15 protein-coding genes are annotated in these 15,902 nt (G+C 72.4%); 10 read left to right on the forward strand and 5 right to left on the reverse strand.

Annotated features, from left to right (window positions below; all coding sequences use genetic code 11):
- Positions 1-41 precede the first annotated feature (41 nt).
- The 4 genes from JNK12_04010 to JNK12_04025 all read right to left on the reverse strand — a co-directional run bounded on the left by JNK12_04010 (position 42) and on the right by JNK12_04025 (position 4,098).
- Complete coding sequence (locus tag JNK12_04010; protein MBL8775067.1) at positions 42-1,868, reverse strand: sigma-70 family RNA polymerase sigma factor; 1,827 nt, start codon at positions 1,866-1,868, stop codon at positions 42-44.
- Between the two features lie 37 nt (positions 1,869-1,905).
- On the reverse strand, positions 1,906-2,769 hold the full coding sequence (locus tag JNK12_04015) for a hypothetical protein (protein ID MBL8775068.1): 864 nt from the start codon (positions 2,767-2,769) through the stop codon (positions 1,906-1,908).
- A 136-nt stretch (positions 2,770-2,905) separates the two neighbouring features.
- The gene (locus tag JNK12_04020) at positions 2,906-3,472 is read right to left on the reverse strand and encodes a TetR family transcriptional regulator (protein ID MBL8775069.1); all 567 of its coding nucleotides are present in this window, start codon (positions 3,470-3,472) and stop codon (positions 2,906-2,908) included.
- Positions 3,473-3,510: 38 nt separating this feature from the next.
- The gene (locus JNK12_04025) at positions 3,511-4,098 is read right to left on the reverse strand and encodes a TetR family transcriptional regulator (GenBank protein MBL8775070.1); all 588 of its coding nucleotides are present in this window, start codon (positions 4,096-4,098) and stop codon (positions 3,511-3,513) included.
- 117 nt (positions 4,099-4,215) lie between these two features.
- Between JNK12_04025 and JNK12_04030 the strand changes: the two genes are divergently transcribed.
- From JNK12_04030 to JNK12_04075, 10 genes are all read left to right on the forward strand, one after another.
- Complete coding sequence (locus JNK12_04030; protein ID MBL8775071.1) at positions 4,216-5,118, forward strand: ABC transporter ATP-binding protein; 903 nt, start codon at positions 4,216-4,218, stop codon at positions 5,116-5,118.
- Positions 5,118-5,909, forward strand: coding sequence for an ABC transporter permease (locus tag JNK12_04035; GenBank protein MBL8775072.1), 792 nt, complete (start codon positions 5,118-5,120; stop codon positions 5,907-5,909). The genes JNK12_04030 and JNK12_04035 overlap by 1 nt, the downstream gene beginning before the upstream one ends.
- Positions 5,909-6,784, forward strand: a complete 876-nt coding sequence (locus JNK12_04040) for an ABC transporter permease (protein ID MBL8775073.1) — start codon at positions 5,909-5,911, stop codon at positions 6,782-6,784. The genes JNK12_04035 and JNK12_04040 overlap by 1 nt, the downstream gene beginning before the upstream one ends.
- Complete coding sequence (locus JNK12_04045) at positions 6,781-8,055, forward strand: MCE family protein (protein MBL8775074.1); 1,275 nt, start codon at positions 6,781-6,783, stop codon at positions 8,053-8,055. The genes JNK12_04040 and JNK12_04045 overlap by 4 nt, the downstream gene beginning before the upstream one ends.
- Complete coding sequence (locus JNK12_04050) at positions 8,052-9,269, forward strand: MCE family protein (protein ID MBL8775075.1); 1,218 nt, start codon at positions 8,052-8,054, stop codon at positions 9,267-9,269. The genes JNK12_04045 and JNK12_04050 overlap by 4 nt, the downstream gene beginning before the upstream one ends.
- Positions 9,266-10,504: an MCE family protein gene (locus JNK12_04055; protein MBL8775076.1), complete on the forward strand. Its 1,239-nt coding sequence runs from the start codon at positions 9,266-9,268 to the stop codon at positions 10,502-10,504. The genes JNK12_04050 and JNK12_04055 overlap by 4 nt, the downstream gene beginning before the upstream one ends.
- A complete protein-coding gene (locus JNK12_04060) occupies positions 10,501-12,048 on the forward strand; it encodes an MCE family protein (GenBank protein MBL8775077.1) in 1,548 nt (515 codons plus the stop codon). The genes JNK12_04055 and JNK12_04060 overlap by 4 nt, the downstream gene beginning before the upstream one ends.
- Positions 12,048-13,070: an MCE family protein gene (locus tag JNK12_04065; GenBank protein MBL8775078.1), complete on the forward strand. Its 1,023-nt coding sequence runs from the start codon at positions 12,048-12,050 to the stop codon at positions 13,068-13,070. Before JNK12_04060 ends, JNK12_04065 begins: the two co-directional genes overlap by 1 nt.
- Before the next feature lie 10 nt (positions 13,071-13,080).
- A complete protein-coding gene (locus JNK12_04070; GenBank protein ID MBL8775079.1) occupies positions 13,081-14,532 on the forward strand; it encodes an MCE family protein in 1,452 nt (483 codons plus the stop codon).
- A gap of 153 nt (positions 14,533-14,685) precedes the next feature.
- Positions 14,686-15,465, forward strand: coding sequence for a hypothetical protein (locus JNK12_04075; GenBank protein ID MBL8775080.1), 780 nt, complete (start codon positions 14,686-14,688; stop codon positions 15,463-15,465).
- A gap of 111 nt (positions 15,466-15,576) precedes the next feature.
- Here the strand turns inward: JNK12_04075 and JNK12_04080 are convergent, their stop codons facing one another.
- Positions 15,577-15,789, reverse strand: a complete 213-nt coding sequence (locus tag JNK12_04080; GenBank protein MBL8775081.1) for an HNH endonuclease — start codon at positions 15,787-15,789, stop codon at positions 15,577-15,579.
- Positions 15,790-15,902: the final 113 nt, after the last annotated feature.

Genomic DNA, 15,902 nt, shown 5'->3' on the forward strand with positions numbered 1-15,902 from the left:
ATCGCCCCGCGAACCGTGCCCGCGGCGCCGGGCGCGGTCGGTCAGGGCAGGCCGAGCGGCGGGAGGGTGACCGGGGGAACGGTGATGCCGGGAAGATCGGGCAGGCCGGGGATCGACGGGAGGGGGGGCACGCTCAGCGGCGGGGTCAGCGTCGGCGTGGGAGCGGGACCGGCCCCGCCGATGACTCCGCCGAGCCCGGGATCCGCCCCCGGGTCGTCGGTGCCGCCGCCGGCGCCGTCGACGCCGGTCGGTCCTCCGCCGGCGGCGGGGCCGAGCAGGGCGGCGATCTGGTCCTGCACGCCGAGGACCGACGGGCCCAGGGCGGGCAGGTCGGCCAGCACGTCGGCGGCCGCGGCCCGGGCCTGGTGGACGGCGGCGCGGGTCGTGGGGCCGAGGAGTGCGAAGGGCTGCTCGAGGAGCGCGGCACGGAGGTCGTCGAGCCCCGTCGCGCCCGACGGGAGGTAGGTCACGAGGAGCCCCCACGCGCCCGCTGGTGCGAGCAGGGTGTGGGCGGGAGCGCTCACGCAGGCGCCGGCGGGCGTCGGGCCCGGCACCGTCGCGCCATCGAGGCTCGTGGCGGCGACGGTGGCGGTGAGGGTGCGGAGCGTGCCGAGCGCTGGTCCCGTGACCCGGGTGACGGCGTCATCGACGGCGAGGCCGAGCGCTCGCAGGGGCGTCGAGCCGTCCCGCACCAGGACCGCAGTGAGGACGGTGGCCTCCGAGGGGGCCGGGTCGGTGTCCCCAGCCGTGCCAGGCGCCGCGGTGAGGGCCACGCCGAAGCGATCGGCGCAGGCGGTGGTGACCACCCGGTGCACGGTGACGCCGCCGGGGAGGTCGAGGCCGGCTCCGCTCGCGATCGGGTCGTCGCTCGGTGGCCGAGCCGCTGCGGCCGCGGCCAGGGCGTCGCTGGGGGCGTCGACACCGGCGGTGGCGGGGGCCGAGCCCGGTCGGTCGGCGCGCAGGACCAGGAGGCCGACGAGGAGCACCACGCCGGCGGCGAGGGTGGCCGCCCGTCGCGCCAGCCCGCCCGCGCGCCAGGTGGCCGCGGCGGCGGCGCTTCCCGAGCTCCCTTGGCGCCCGAGGTAGCCGGCGGCCGCCGCACCCAGCACGAGCGGGCCGATGACCGTGCGCAACGCCTTGTTGATGCCGAGCAGCTCGTCACGGAGGTGGCGGCACCGGGTGCAGCCGGCCAGGTGCCCCTCGGCCTTGGTCGCGTCCCGGGTCCCCAGGTTGCCGCGCACCAGGGCGCCGAGCCGGCCGACCGTGGAGGCGCACCCCGCCGGCGTGTCGCTGTGCAGGTGGGCCTGGAGGTAGGCCTCACGGAGTCCCTCGCGTGCCCGGTGGGCGAGGGCGGCCGTGGCGTGGGGGCTCAACCCCACGAGCGGGGCGACCTCGGCCGGCCGCTGCCCTTCGACCTCGGTGTGCCAGAGGACGAGCTGCCACCGCTCGGGGAGGGAGCGGTAGGCGTCGGCCATCAGGCGCTGATCGTCTCCGTCGTCGTCGAACACGACCCCGTCGAGCGCGCCGTCCTCGGCGGGGTCGACGGGGTCCTCCGTCGATCGGGCCCGTCGGTACGCACGGTGACGGACCGTCGTGAGCAGGTACGGACGGAAGGCCTCGGATGGTCCGGCGCCGTTGCGCAGGGCGGCGAGGATGGCGGCGAAGGCGTCGGCCACCAGGTCGTCGGCCGCGGCGCCTCTCCCGCACAGCTGCCGGGCCAGGCGCTCCGCAGCGTCGCGATGACGTGCGTAGAGGACTGCGTACGCGTCGTCGTCGCCGTCGCGCGTCCGGGTGAGCAGCTCGACGTCCGCAAGTGTCGAATCGGCCCGACGGTCGCTCGGGGTGGGGTCGATGAGGGCGGTGCGCACGCAGGGAGTGCTCCTGGAAGCCGTCCGCCCAACGTCCTCAAGGATGACGGACGGGCTCCGCCGGCGCAACGGTGGGGAGCCGGGGGATGGTCGCGAGCTCGCGCACCAGGGCGACGGCGTCGCTGGCCCGGGAAGGGAGAGGTTCCACCCAGACCCGGTCGTGCGGCGCCCCGGCGGTCAGCGCCTCGATCCCTTCGTCCAGGCCCGGACCCTCCTCGACGAGCGCAACGAGCGCGTGCGTGGGCTCGAGGAGGGCGACGGTGTCGCTGGTGGGAAAGGCCGATCGCATCTGGTCGGCCGCGCGGATGCGCCGGGAGAGCGTGGCGAACGGTGACGTGTGCTCGCACCGCAGCGCGAGCACGACCAGCGCGCGTCGGGGTCGCCGGGGGTCGTGTCGGCGCTGGCGGGACAGCTGGTCGAGTCGGGCCTCGAGGAGCTCGACGGTGGCGAGCCCGGTGAGCGCGTCGACGCAGCGGGGCGCCGCCGCGGACGCGTAGAACGTCTCGGCCCACGCGGTCGACGCGACCGCAGCAGCGCGCAGGTGGTCGACCCGGTCGATGCCGATGTCCGACACCGTGTCGCGCCGGGGCAGCAGCCGTCCGAGGACGTCGAGATCGCCGAGGAGCTCGTCGAGCGACAGCCCGGCCTCGGCACGTGCCGCTCCGAGGTCGCGCAGCGGCTCGGTGAGGTCGTGGTCGGCGGCGATCGCGTCCACGAGGCGGCTGGTCGCGGGGTGGTGCCACTGCTGACGGCTGAGGCCGAGACACGACCTGCTCGCCGACCCCCACCGGTCGTGCAGCTCGTCGAGGGTAGGGAGGTCCTCGACGTCACGCAGGTCGAGCGCGGGAGCAGGTGCGTGGTGGGGTGCGGGTGCGAGGTCGGTGCCGGGGTCGTTGGCCATCGGGTCTCTCCTCCAGGGGTGGTTGCTTGGAGGGAGAGAGCCGCGGAGGCGCGCATCGTCACGCCGCTTCGCGAGAAAATTCTTCGACCGGTTCGGGGTCACTCCCCGAGAGGCGCCCGGACCCGGTGGAGGGCGATCAGCCGGGCTCGGCCCCGAGGCCGGCCGTGACCGACACCGCGAGGTCGTGGGCCAGGTCGGCGGCCTTGTCGGCCGGTGGGTTCACCACCCAGCTGACGATCAGCCGGGTGATGGTGTCGGCGGTGCGCCGGGCCCGGGCCTTGGTGATGGTGGGCAGTCGCTCGACGAGCAGATCGGCGACCGCGGGCGTGGCGGCGGAGAGGACCGGGGCCTGGTCGGACATGAGGAACGGCAGCACGCGCTCGGGTTCGGTCTCGAGCAGGCGCCCCAACAGTGGGTGCTCGCGGGCGGCGACGAGGGTGGCGAGGATGGCCGCTTCGAGCGCGTCGCGCAGGTCGTCGTGGGTGGTGGACGCGGCCGTGACCAACTCGAGCAGGGCCTCCTCCTCCCGGAGGATGACCGCAGCGACCACGTCATCTTTGGTGCGGAAGTAGCGGTACAGCGTCTGGCGCGAGAGCCCGGCACGTCGCGCCACGTCCTCGAGCGAGAGGCGGGCGATGCCGAACACGGCGATCGCGTCGAACGCGGCGTCGAGGATCTTGCCCCGTGTGTCCGCTGCCGGCATCGCCAGCAACGTAGCGGAGGGCGACACGGCCGTTGTGGTCATCGGGTCACAACGCGCGCCCCAGACGCTCGCTCGGGGAGCAGGCCGCAGAAGAGCAGGTGCACGAACCAGGCGGCGAACTCCTCCGGTGGCTCGTCGAAGGGATCGAGCACGTAGCTGATGATGAGGCGGCTCAAGACGTCGGCGGCCCGCCGCGCGTCGCGCTCGTCGAGGTCGGGCACGAGTCGGCAGAGCAGACGGGTGAGGTGGCGGTTGGTGTCCGGACCCGGCAGGGAGCCGACGGTCAGATAGGGCACGAGCGTCTCCGGCTCGGTCTCGAGGAGGCGCTCGATGAGCGGGTGGGTCCGCACGCCCTCCAGCGTTGCGGTGATCGCGGCTTCGAGCGCCGACCGCGGGTCGTCGGCCTCGCGGGTGGCCTCGCTGATCTGGTCGCGGAAGCGGCGCTCCTCCCGGGCCACGACCGCCTCGAGCAGCACGTCCTTGGACGGGAAGTAGCGGTAGAGGGTCTGGCGGGAGAGGTGGGCGCGCTTGGCCACGTCGGCGAGGGACAGCCGGGTGATGCCGTAGACGGCCACGGCGTCGTAGGCCGCGTCGACGATCTGCTGCTCCGTACCGGTCTCGTCCATTTGGAAAGATGTTACACCATGTGTAAACCTGTTAAGATAACGATCACGTCGCACGGAGGTCACGAGGGGCTGACCTCCACGTGAAGGCCGGGCAGCCGCCCGGAGGGGAAGGGGACCATGGCTCTGCTCACCAGGAACGGCACCGCAGCGACGATGCCCAGCGAGCCACCGACGGCGTCGGGGGTGATCTCGCTGCGCGGGGTCACGAAGTCGTTCGGCTCACACACCGTGCTCGAGGACATCAGCTTCGACGTCCCGCGCGGCGAGATCAGCGCCATCATGGGCCCGTCCGGCACCGGCAAGTCCGTGCTGCTCAAGAACATCATCGGCCTGCTGCGCCCCGAGCGCGGCGAGATCTTCGTCGACGGCGAGCAGATCGTGGGCATGCGGGAGAAGGACCTGATGCGGGTCCGCCGCAAGATGGGCGTGCTCTTCCAGGACGGCGCCCTGTTCGGGTCGCTGGACCTGTTCGACAACATCGCCTTCCCGCTGCGTGAGCACACGCACAAGACGGAGAAGGAGATCCGCGAGATCACCCTGGCCAAGGCCAGCCTCGTCGGCCTGCTCGACCACATGAAGAAGTTCCCCGGCGAGGTGTCGGGCGGCATGAAGAAGCGGGCCGGCCTGGCCCGGGCCCTGTCGATGGACCCCGAGATCGTGCTGTTCGACGAGCCCGACTCCGGGCTCGACCCCGTCCGCGTGAGCTACCTCGACGAGTTGGTGAAGAAGACCCAGGAGGAGACCGGGGCCACCTTCTTCATCATCACCCACAACATCCCGTCGGCCATGCGCACCGCCGACCACATCGGTGTGCTGTTCCGCTCGGGGCTCGTGCGCTTCGCACCGAAGGCGGAGATGCTGGCGAGTGACGACCCGATCATCCAGCAGTTCCTCGCCGGCCGGGCCTTCGGCCCGATCGGCATGGACGAGCTGGCCACCGAGGAGACCGACGTCGAGAAGGAGCTGGTGGCCCGTGCCCAGGCCCGCTCGGCGGCCGGCGAGGACCACGTGCCGGTCTGATGGCCACCACCTCGATCCCGCTCGCCGGCAAGGCCCACTCCCTCCTGCGGGAGACGGGCACCATGGCGTCCGTCGGGCTCGAGGCCACGCGCAAGGTCTTCAGCCGGCCGTGGCCGCTGGCCGAGTTCCTCGACCAGCTCTGGTTCCTCGCCAAGGTCACCACGGTCCCGGTGATCCTCATCTCCATCCCCTTCGGGATGGTCATCTCGCTCCAGGTCGGCGCCCTCATCCGCCAGTTGGGAGCCGAGGCCCACCTCGGCTCGGCCCTCGTCCTCGCCGTCGTGCGCGAGCAGGCGCCCATCGCCACCGCGCTGATGATCGCCGGCGCCGGAGGCTCGGCGATGTGCGCCGACCTGGGGGCGAGGCGCATCCGGGACGAGATCTCAGCCATGGAGGTGATGGGCGTCAACCCCATCCAGCGCCTCGTGATGCCGCGCATCCTCGCCGCCACGGTGCTCGCCGTACTGCTCGACGCGGTGGTCAGCGCGGCAGGGATCGCCGGGGGCTGGTTCTTCGGGGTGCGGGTGAACGGCGTCAGCTCGAGCAGCTTCTTCGCCTCCTTCAACGAGCTGAGCCAGCTCGCCGACCTCTGGATGGCCCTCGTCAAGGCCGCCTGCTTCGGCTTCATCGCCGGGACGGTCGCTTGCTACAAGGGCCTGTACGCCAAGGGCGGGCCGAAGGGCGTCGGCGACGCGGTGAACCAGGCGGTGGTCATCACCTTCGTCCTGTTGTTCTTCGTCAACTTCGTGCTGACCGTCGTGTACTTCAACTTCGTCCCGCAGAAGGTCTGATGGCCCGCCCGTCCGCGACCCCGCCGAGCACCGCGAAGAGCAGCGCCACCGTGGACTGGCTCGGCCGTCCCGTCGGCCGGGCGCTGGAGCCCTGGAGCCAGCTCTTCGACCAGCTGCGGTTCTACGTGATGATCCTGCGCCGGCTCCCGTCGGCGCTGCGGTACCGCAAGGAGATCATCGCCCTGATCTCCGACATCACCATCGGTGCCGGGGCCCTCGTGGTCGGCGGCGGGATGTTCTTCGTGATCTTCTCGATGTCGTTCTTCACCGGCACCGAGGTGGGCCTCCAGGGGTTCAAGGGCCTCCAGCAGATCGGGGCGGAGGCCTTCACCGGGGTCGTGTCGTCGGTGGCCAACACCCGCGAGATCACGCCCCTCATCGCCGGTGTCGCCCTCGCCGCCCAGGTGGGGGCCGGCTTCACCGCCCAGCTGGGTGCGATGCGCATCTCCGACGAGGTGGACGCCCTCGAGGTGATGGGCGTGGACAGCGTCGTGTACCTCGTGTGCACCCGGGTGTGGGCCGCCCTGATCACCATGGTCCCGCTGTACCTCGCCGCGCTCTTCGCCAGCTTCCTCGCCACCGAGCTCGTGGTGACGCAGTTCTTCACCCTCTCGCCGGGCGTGTACCGGCACTACTTCAACCTGTTCCTGCCGCCGATCGACATCCTCGGGTCCTTCGCCAAGGCGATGTTGTTCGCCGTCGTCGTGACCCTCGTCCACTGCTTCTACGGCTACTACGCGAGCGGTGGGCCGGCGGGTGTGGGGCAGGCCGCGGGTCGGGCCATCCGCGTCTCGATCATCGCCGTGGTGGTCCTCAACCTGATCCTGTCGCTGATCTTCTGGGGCGGGTCGGACACCGCGAGGATCGTCGGGTGACGGGCGCGCCCCGGAGCCGTGGGTCGCGGGCGCTCGTGGCGCTGGGCGTCACCGCGGTGTTCGCCCTGCTCGTCACCACCGCGGTCCGGTGGGCCTACGGCGCCTACGACGACGGCTACCAGCTGGTCGGGACGTTCGAGCACGCCGGCCAGGGGCTGATCCCGGGCTCCGACGTGAAGTACCGCGGCGTGAACGTGGGCGAGGTGGACTCGATCACCCTCGTCGACCGCCAGGCCGAGATCCGCTTCACCCTCGACCCCGACTTCCGGCTGCCCGAGGGCGCTGAGATCGTGGTGCGCCCGAAGACGATCTTCGGTGAGAAGTTCCTCGACATCACCTTCCCCGAGGGATCCGACGGGCCCTTCCTCGAGGACGGCGACGTGGTCACCAACACCGGGGCGGCCACCGAGGTCGAGGACCTCTTCGCCGCCGCGCAGCCCCTGCTCGAGGCCCTCGACGAGCAGGAGCTGGCCGAGCTGATCGCCTCGCTGTCGCGCACCGCCGACGGGCTCGGCGACGACATCGCCGCCGGGTGGGAGAGCGGGGCGGCGGCGACGGCGATGTTCAACGAGACACTCGATGCGCAGCTGACGGCCCTGGGCTCCGCCGCCGACTTCCAGGCGTCGATCCGCACCATCGGCGGCGATCTGAACGACATCGCGGCGCACAACAACCTGGCCCTGCCGGCGTTCAACCGCGCCCGAGCCGACTTCGAGCGGGCACTGGCGTCGCTGCGTGACTTCGGCGACCACTTCGCCGATCTGGTGCAGGCCACCCGCCCCGACATCGACCGGATCCTGGTGTCCGGCGACAACGTCGTGCGGGTGCTGGTCGCCCACGAGGACGACATCTCGGACGTGGTCGAGGGCCTGGCCAACTACGTGATGGCCTTCGGCGGGGGCCTGTCCGCCGAGCGCCTGCCGGACGGGTCGGGCTTCGCCTACTTCAAGAACTTCGTGTACCTCGACGCCATCTCGGACGTGCTCTGCACCGCGCTGGCCGAGACCCCGGCGCAGTTCAGCGCCTTCCGCGACGCCGTCCTCGCCCTCGGCGGGCCGATCGACTGCTCGGGCTACTTCTCGTCGACCGGCAGCCCGCTGCCACCGCTCATCCCGGAGGGTGAGCGACCGGCCGCCGCCCAGCAGCTCTCCGACGACCTGTACTCCCTGGCCAGCGTGCGCGACCAGAGCGCCCCCGTGCCGGTCGACACCCTGGTCGACCGCGTCCTCGCCGCCGCCGGGATTCCCACCGAGGGGAGCGGGCGGCCGTGAGGCTCCTCGGACGGCTGAAGCGGGCGCTGCGCGCCGAAGGCGGGGTGATCGCGAAGCTCGCGGTCTACACCCTGGCCTGCCTGCTCGTGCTCGGGTGGCTGATCGGTCGGGTCGGCAACGTCCACTGGTTCGCCGACCGCACGGAGTACCAGGCCGAGCTCGACGACGTGACCGGCCTCGTCGTCAACGACGAGGTGAAGATCGCCGGCGTCGAGGTCGGCAAAGTCACCGACATCGACATCGACCGCGGCCGTGCCGTGGTCACCTTCAGCGTCGACTCCGACGTCGTGCTGCGGGACTCCACCCAGGTCGGGGTGCGGTGGCGCAACGTGCTCGGCCAGAAGTACCTGTACCTGTACCCGGGCGAGGAAGGCGAGGCCCTCGAGTCGGGCGGGCGCCTGCCCCTCGACCAGTCCGTCGACTCCGCCGACGTGGGCGAATTCCTCAACGCCGTGGGCCCGGTGCTCCAGGCCATCGACCCAGCCGACGCGAACGCCTTCGTCCAGGCGCTCAACGAGGGGTTGCAGGGGAACGAGGCCCAGGTCCGACGACTGCTCGGCGACGCCGCGTCGGTGTCCGACACCCTCGGAGGGCTCGACACCGAGGTGGGCAGCATCATCACCAACCTCGACGCCGTGGTGGGCGCGCTGGCCGATCGGGACCAGGCGGTCGACGCCACGCTGCGGAACCTCACCTCGCTGAGCGACGACCTCGCCGCCCGCAACGAGTCCCTGCGGTCGGTCGTCACCGACTTCGCCGCGCTCTCCCAGGACCTCAACCGACTGCTCGAGACCCGGCGGGGCGACCTCGACGCCACCATCGACAACCTGGAGACCATCCTCGCCGTCCTCGACGACAACCGGTCGGGCCTCGAGGACACGCTCGCCACGCTGCCCGAGGGGGTGGCGCCCTACCACCTGATCTCGGCGTACGGACAGTGGTTCCAGGTGCGGGCCACCATCGCCTGCCTGGCCAACCAGACCACCTGCGCCAAGGAGGACCCGTTCGGGGGCACGTCGATCCCCGTCGCGGGCACCGACGCCGGCGGCCCCTCACTGGCCAGCATCGTGGGCTTCGCCAACGCCGGCGGTTCTCAGCCCACCGCCGGCCTGTCGGGTGCGGGCGGGGCCGGAGGGGGTGGAGGGACCGGAGGGGGCGGCGCGTCGCTGCCCCCGGTGGTCCCGAGCGCCGGCGTGGCGGGGGTGGATCGATGAAGTCCTTCACCGAGCGCAACCCGGTGATCATCGGCGCCGTCGTGATCGTGCTGATCGCCGCGATGGTCACCGGCGCCCTCGTGCTGAACGCCGGCGTGTTCAAGGGCCGCTACAGCGTCAGCGCCCGCTTCACCGACGCCGCCGGCCTGCGTCCCGGGGACCGGGTCCGGGTGGCGGGCGTCCCCGCGGGCGAGGTGGCCTCGGTCCACGAGGCGGACGGCGCCGTCGAGGTCACCCTGAAGGTCGACGATGGCGTGGAGCTCTCCGGGGACACGACGGCGTCCGTCATCGTCGAGACCGTCCTCGGCACCAAGTCGGTCCGCCTGGACACGGGCGACGACTGGGACGACCCGCTGGGCGACGGCGACGTCATCACCGAGACGGAGACGCCGGTCGAGGTGCTCGACCTGCAGAACATCGGCACGGAGCTGTTCACCGAGAGCGACGGCGAGGCCTTCGACGGACTGATCGACAGCCTCAACCAGATCACCGACGGGAAGCGCTCGGACGTGCGGCGCATCGTGCGGGGCGTCAACCGACTCACCTCCGAGCTGAACGAGCGTGATCAGGAGGCGCGGAGCCTCCTCGACGCCGCAGAGACCCTGACCCGGACCCTGGCCGACCGGGACGACGACCTGGTGGCGGCCGTGGACGACCTCAACGTCGTGGTGGGGGACCTCGCCGACCGGCGGGAGGAGCTGCAGATCCTGCTGACCGACACCGCCGAGGCGGCGGGACGCATCGCCGACCTGATCGGCGACAACCGCCCCGAGCTCGACGCGGTGCTCGTCGACCTGGACCGCACCCTCGAGGTGATCGGCCGTCACCAGGTCGACCTCGCCGCCGGCGTGGGCTACCTGGGTGTGGCCATCGAAGGGTTCTCCTCGATCGGCTACTCGGGCCCGGAGAACTCGCCCAACGAGTGGGGCAACATCTTCACGCAGCTCATCGGGCCGGTCGCGCCGGACGGGCTCCTCGGCGCCTGCGGACCGTTCGACCGGGCCCTCGACCTGGCCTTCGGCCCGGACCCACTGCCCTGTGACCAGCGGGAGGGCCCGCTGCCGAACTCGTCCGGCTCGATCACCTCGCCGCCTTCGGCCGGTGGTCCGACCCCTGCGGTCCCGGCCGTGCCTGGCGCGCCGGCGCCTGGCCCCGCTCCCACCCCGGCCGGTGGTGGGTCCGACCAGGTGGGCCAGCTGCTCGCCCCGCTGCTGGCGACGAGGGCGGACGCGTGACGCGCCGGGTCACGACCGCGTCGGCGCTGGTCGTTCTGCTCGCCGTCCTCGCATCGTCGTGCGCCCTGATCGGGCGCGGCAGCACCTACGAGGTCGGTGCGGTCTTCGAGCGGGCCGTGAACCTCTATCCCGGCTCACCGGTGCGGGCCCTCGGCATCGACGTGGGCAGCATCACCGACGTCGAGAACCGCGACGGCGTGGTCCACGTCACGATGGCGCTCGACGACGGGACCGAGCTGCCGGCCGACGCCCGCGCCGTGGTCGTCCCCGTCACGGTCCTCGGCGAGCGCTACGTGCAGCTCTCGCCGGTCTACGAGGGCGGGCCGAAGTTGGAGGACGGTGACGTCATCCCGCAGTCACGGACGCAGGTCCCCTTCGAGATCGACGAGCTCCTCCGTGGCCTCGACGACTACCTCGGACAGATCGACCCCGAGCGGGCCGGCGACCTGATCACCAACTTGGCCGACCTGCTCGAGGGCCAGGGCCAGGAGCTCAACGACCTGATCGGCAACGCGTCGGGCACCGTCGACCTGCTCGCCGACAAGGGGGACGAGCTGGGCGCCATCGTGGAGTCGCTGGCCCAGCTCACGACGACGCTCGGGGGCCGAACCGCTGCGGTCCAGGAGCTGATCCGCAGCTACGACACGGTCACGGGCGTCCTGGTGACCAACCAGGACGACCTCAACGCCTTCATCACCAACCTCGACCGGGCCGCGGTCGAGCTGGGCGGGCTGCTCCAGCGCCACCGCGACCCGTTGCGCCGCGACATCGGGGTGCTGACCACCGCCGGCCGCACCCTGGAGCGCAACATCGACCGCCTCGAGCTGATGCTCGAGTCGACGCCACGCCTGTTCGCGGCGGCCGCCCGGGCGTACGACGCCGAGCGCAACGTCCTCGTGCTGAACAACCAGGCCGAGCCCGGGCTGGCCAGCGATCTCTACAAGGCCCGGCTGCGCGACCGCCTGGCCGGGCTGTGCCGGCGGATCATCGTCGCCCTCGGGGGGCCGGACGTCGCCGCGGCTGCCGGCCTGGTGGCCGCGAACTGCGCCAACGCGGCCAGCCCCTTCTGGGACGCCCTCTTCGCGGACGTGCCGGCACCCCAGCCGCCGGCCGCCGAGCCGCCGGTCGACCTGCCGACCGGGCCGCCGCCCGTCCCCGACCTCCCGCTCCCGGACGTGCCCACCCTCGTCGACGGGCTCGACCTGCTGGCCACGCTCATCAACCCGGATCAGCTCGGCTCATTGCAGGGGCTGACACCGGCGCTGATCGCCGCCATCGACGGCCTCAGCGACCAGCAGCTGGCGGCGCTCGCGTTCCTGACCCCCGGCCAGATCGCCGCGCTGCGGGACGTGCCCGCGGATCAGCTGGGGCCGACGCTGGACCAGATCATCGCCGGCCAGCTCGACCCCGCCAGCCTGCTCGACCGGCCCCTCCTGCCGCCCACCGGCGGTGGTTCGGGAGGCGGCGGAGGCGGCGGCGGAGGCGGAGGGACCGGTGCCGGGCTGGGTGGCGGCCTCGGCGGGCTCGTGGGAGGAGGCGGATGATGGTCCGACGCGCCGTCGGGGGCCGGAGCCCCGCACGCCTCGTCACGGGAGTGGCGGTCGCCCTGCTGCTCGGAGCGTCGTCGTTGCTCGGGGGCTGCTCGCTGCTCGGGGGCGACGACGACTCGATCACGGTCACGGCCACCTTCGACGACGTCGCCGACATGGCGCCCGGGGCGCCGGTGCAGATGGCCGACGTCCGCATCGGCAACGTGACGGGCATCGACCTCGACGGCAGCGCCACGCGGGCGACGCTCGAGCTCACCATCGACGAGTCCGCCGGGGTGCCCGCCGAGGTGACGGGCCGGGTGCGACGCACCAGCCCCCTCGGCGAGAAGTTCGTCGAGCTGCGGCCGGCCAGCACCGCCGGCGGGCAGGACCTGCTCGCGGATGGCGACCTGGTGGCGGAGACCGAGGTGGTGCCGGACTTCGAGCAGCTGGTGGCGTCCGGCACGGACGTCTTCGGTGCTCTGGGGGCCTCGCAGATCGCCACCATGCTCAACGAGGGGGCGGCCGGCTTCGGCGGCCAGGGGTCGCGCATCAGCCAGGTGCTCACCGACTTCGCCGACATCGCCGAGGGATACCGCACCCGGACGGACGCACTCACCCGGCTGATCGTCTCGGTCGAGGAGCTGGCCTCGACCACCGGCCCCGCGGCGCAGGCCCACGCCGAGGCCATCGCCCACCTGGCCGACACCACCCGGATCCTCGACGAGGAGTCCGACGAGCTGCTCGACCTGCTCGACGCCATCAGTCGGGTGTCCCGAGAGAACAGCGACCTCCTGCAGACCCACTTCGAGCGCATCGGCCGCCAGCTCGAGGGCCTCCGGTCGGTCACCACCGCCGTGGCCCGCGAGCAGGAGGCGGTGGCCCGCCTGCTCCAGAACGGCAGCGCCCACAACGAGGCCCTGCGGCTCGGGACCAACGGCGACTTCGCCCAAGTGCTCAACGACTTCGTGATCTGTGGGCTCCCGGGCGGCGGCGACCAGCCCGGCGACCCCGTCAACTCGTGCAGTGGGAGGTAGGTGAGGGCCGATGGTCTCCAAGCGCGTGCTCGTCAACCTGGCGACGTTCTTCCTGATCTCGTTCGGCCTGGTGCTCTACGGCGCCATCACGCTGCTCGGCAACCCGCTGGCCGAGCGCCGGACCGCCACCGCCGTGTTCCCCGACGCCTCGGGCCTGCTCGAGGACTTCAGCGCCTCGATGAACGGCGTGGTCATCGGCCAGGTGACCGACGTCGAACTGGAGGGCGATGCCGCACGGGTGACGGTCTCGCTCGACCCCGGCCAGGAGCTGCCCGGTGACGTCGAGGCCAGCATCGTGCGGGCCAGCGCGGTCGGCGAGCAGCGCATCGAGTTCACACCGATGCGAGGAGGCGACGAGCCCCCGTTGCCCGACGGCGCCGAGGTCCCGGTGGCCGAGAACAGCGACCCGCCGCAGATCAGCCGGGTGATCGACACCCTCAACGGCCTGCTCGAGGCCATCCCCCCGGAGGACCTCAACACCGTCGTGCACGAGTCGGCGACGGCGCTGCGGGGCCGCGAGGACGACCTGCGGGCGCTCACCCGGAACCTCGACGTGGTGAACCGGGAGTTCGTCGAGCACGAGGCGGAGTTCCGCGAGCTGCTCGAGTCGTCGCCCGCGGTGCTCGACGCCCTCACCGAGGTGGCTCCCGAGCTTCGCAGCGCGGTCGCCAACACGGCCGACCTCACCGGGGTGCTCGCCGCCCGTCGCGACGACCTGACCGAGCTGATGCGCAACGGCGCCGACCTCGGCGACGTCGCCGACGACCTGGTCACGTCGCAGTCGGCCAACCTGGCCTGCCTGGCCAGCGACTTCGCCGCCCTGTCGGACTTCGCGGCCAGCCCCGGCCCGCTGGCCGACCTCGACTACTCCCTGGAGAACAACCAGAACTTCTTCGGTCCCGTGAACGCGCTGGCCGTGAAGGGTCACGCCATCGGGTTCCCCGAGTACGGCAGTGTCGAGCGCAATGACCAGGGGTGGCTGCGGGTCCAGACGATGGTCCCGCCGGGCGAGCCGCCGGCCAGCCGGTACTCGCCCCTGCGAGCCACGCCCGACATCGCCCCCGGCGGCGCGTGCGTGAACGGGTTCGGCCGGGGTGCCGGGCCGGCGACGCAGGCCGACCCGCCCGAGCCGACCCGTCGGGGTGCGTACGACGAGCCGGCCACGGTGCCCGTGGATCTCGCCGCCGTCGACGGGTCCAGCGCCGGCGCCACCTCGGACCAGGACGCCCCGGCCGGCGGCACCGGTGACACCCCGAGAGGCGACGACACCGAGGCGTCCCGGGGTGGGGCCACCGAGCCCGAACCCGCTGCCGGCGAGGCCGCCGCCCCCATCCGTTCCGACCAGCCCACCGGCGACGACGGCATCGACTGGTTCACGGTCGCCGCCGGCGTCGTCTTCCTCTTGGCGGTCGCCGGCATCGTCAAGGTGGTGGGCGCCCTGCGGCGCTCGCACGCCCGTTGACCCGTCGACCCATGACCCGTGACCCGTGCACCCAGTTGTGCCAGTCGGCCCGGCGGCCCGGTCGGCCCCACGGCCGGCGGGGATGTCGACCCTATGCCCCCGTCGACCCGTGAGCCCCGAACCCCGAACGCAGTGGACCCCGAGGAGCAGACCATGACCCCCAGCGCGAGCCCTGCGGCCGTCCGGCCGCCCGAGACCGACCCGACCGAGGACCGAGAGCGCGAGGGCGACGCCGGCCCGGACGCCACGGCCCCGGAAGGTGTGACCGCCAGCCTGACCGGCGTCGACGTGGCCGACGACGACCCCGCCGACGGCCGGGTGCGACGCCCGTCCCGCCGGGACGCCGTGGGGAACCCGGGGCCCCGGGGCGGTGACGGCGACGATGTCGGCGCCTCGACCCCGGCCTTCGGCGCCGGGACCGTGGTGCTGGCGGTCCTGGCCATCGCCGGGCTGGCCGGGACCCTCTTCTTCGGCTTCCAGTGGAATCAGGAGCGAACCGCCGACAACGCCGAGGCCTCGATGGAGACCACCGCGTCGGACTTCCTGGTGGCCCTGTTCGACTTCGACGGGCGCACCATCGACGAGGACTTCGACAACATCCTCGGCTACGCCACCGGCGACTTCGCCGACCAGGCCGAGGCCCAGTTCGCCGACGACGACACCCGGGCGGCGCTCCGGGAGGTGCAGGCGTCCAGCCGCGTGGAGGTGCGCGACCTGTTCGTGCAGAGCTTCGACGGCGACCGTGGCCGGGTGTTCGCCGTGGTCGACCAGACCATCGCCAACAACCAGTTCCCCCAGCCCCGGAGCGACCAGGTCCGCCTCGAGGTCGGCCTGCGCAAGGTCGACGGCGACTGGAAGATCGCCACCCTCGATGTCCTCGAGGCCCCCGCGGCGCAAGCCGCCGTCGCCGGCGGCACCGTCCCCACCGGCTGACCCGCCGGCGGCCGCTCAGGCCGAGGTCGGGGCGCGCTGGTGGGGCCGCGTGGGGGCGGCCTCACCTGGGGGGTGGCGGTTGGGATCTCGGTGGTGGTGCGGGGGCCCGGGTCAGGGCTGGGTTCGTCGCCTTCGGGGTTGGCCGGGGGCGTCGTTGTTCTTGGCTCTCTGGTGTTCTTTCCAGAGGTTGTGGCCTTTGCAGAGGGGCTGGGCGTTGGTGGTGTCGGTGGGGCCGCCGTCGATCCAGGCGAGGATGTGGTCGATCTGGCAGTGGACGGACCGGATGGAACATGACGAGGGGACTGCCGCGCGTTGAGGTGACACGGGTTGTCAGGCGGCGGTTGCCGTCTGTGGGGTCATGATCATCTCGAACTCGATGGGGGTCAAACGTCCGAGCCGGGCCTGGCGGCGACGGTGGTGGTAGGTGCGTTCGATCC

It is taken from the genome of Acidimicrobiales bacterium, assembly GCA_016794585.1.
Taxonomy (GTDB): domain Bacteria; phylum Actinomycetota; class Acidimicrobiia; order Acidimicrobiales; family DATDAH01; genus JAEUJM01.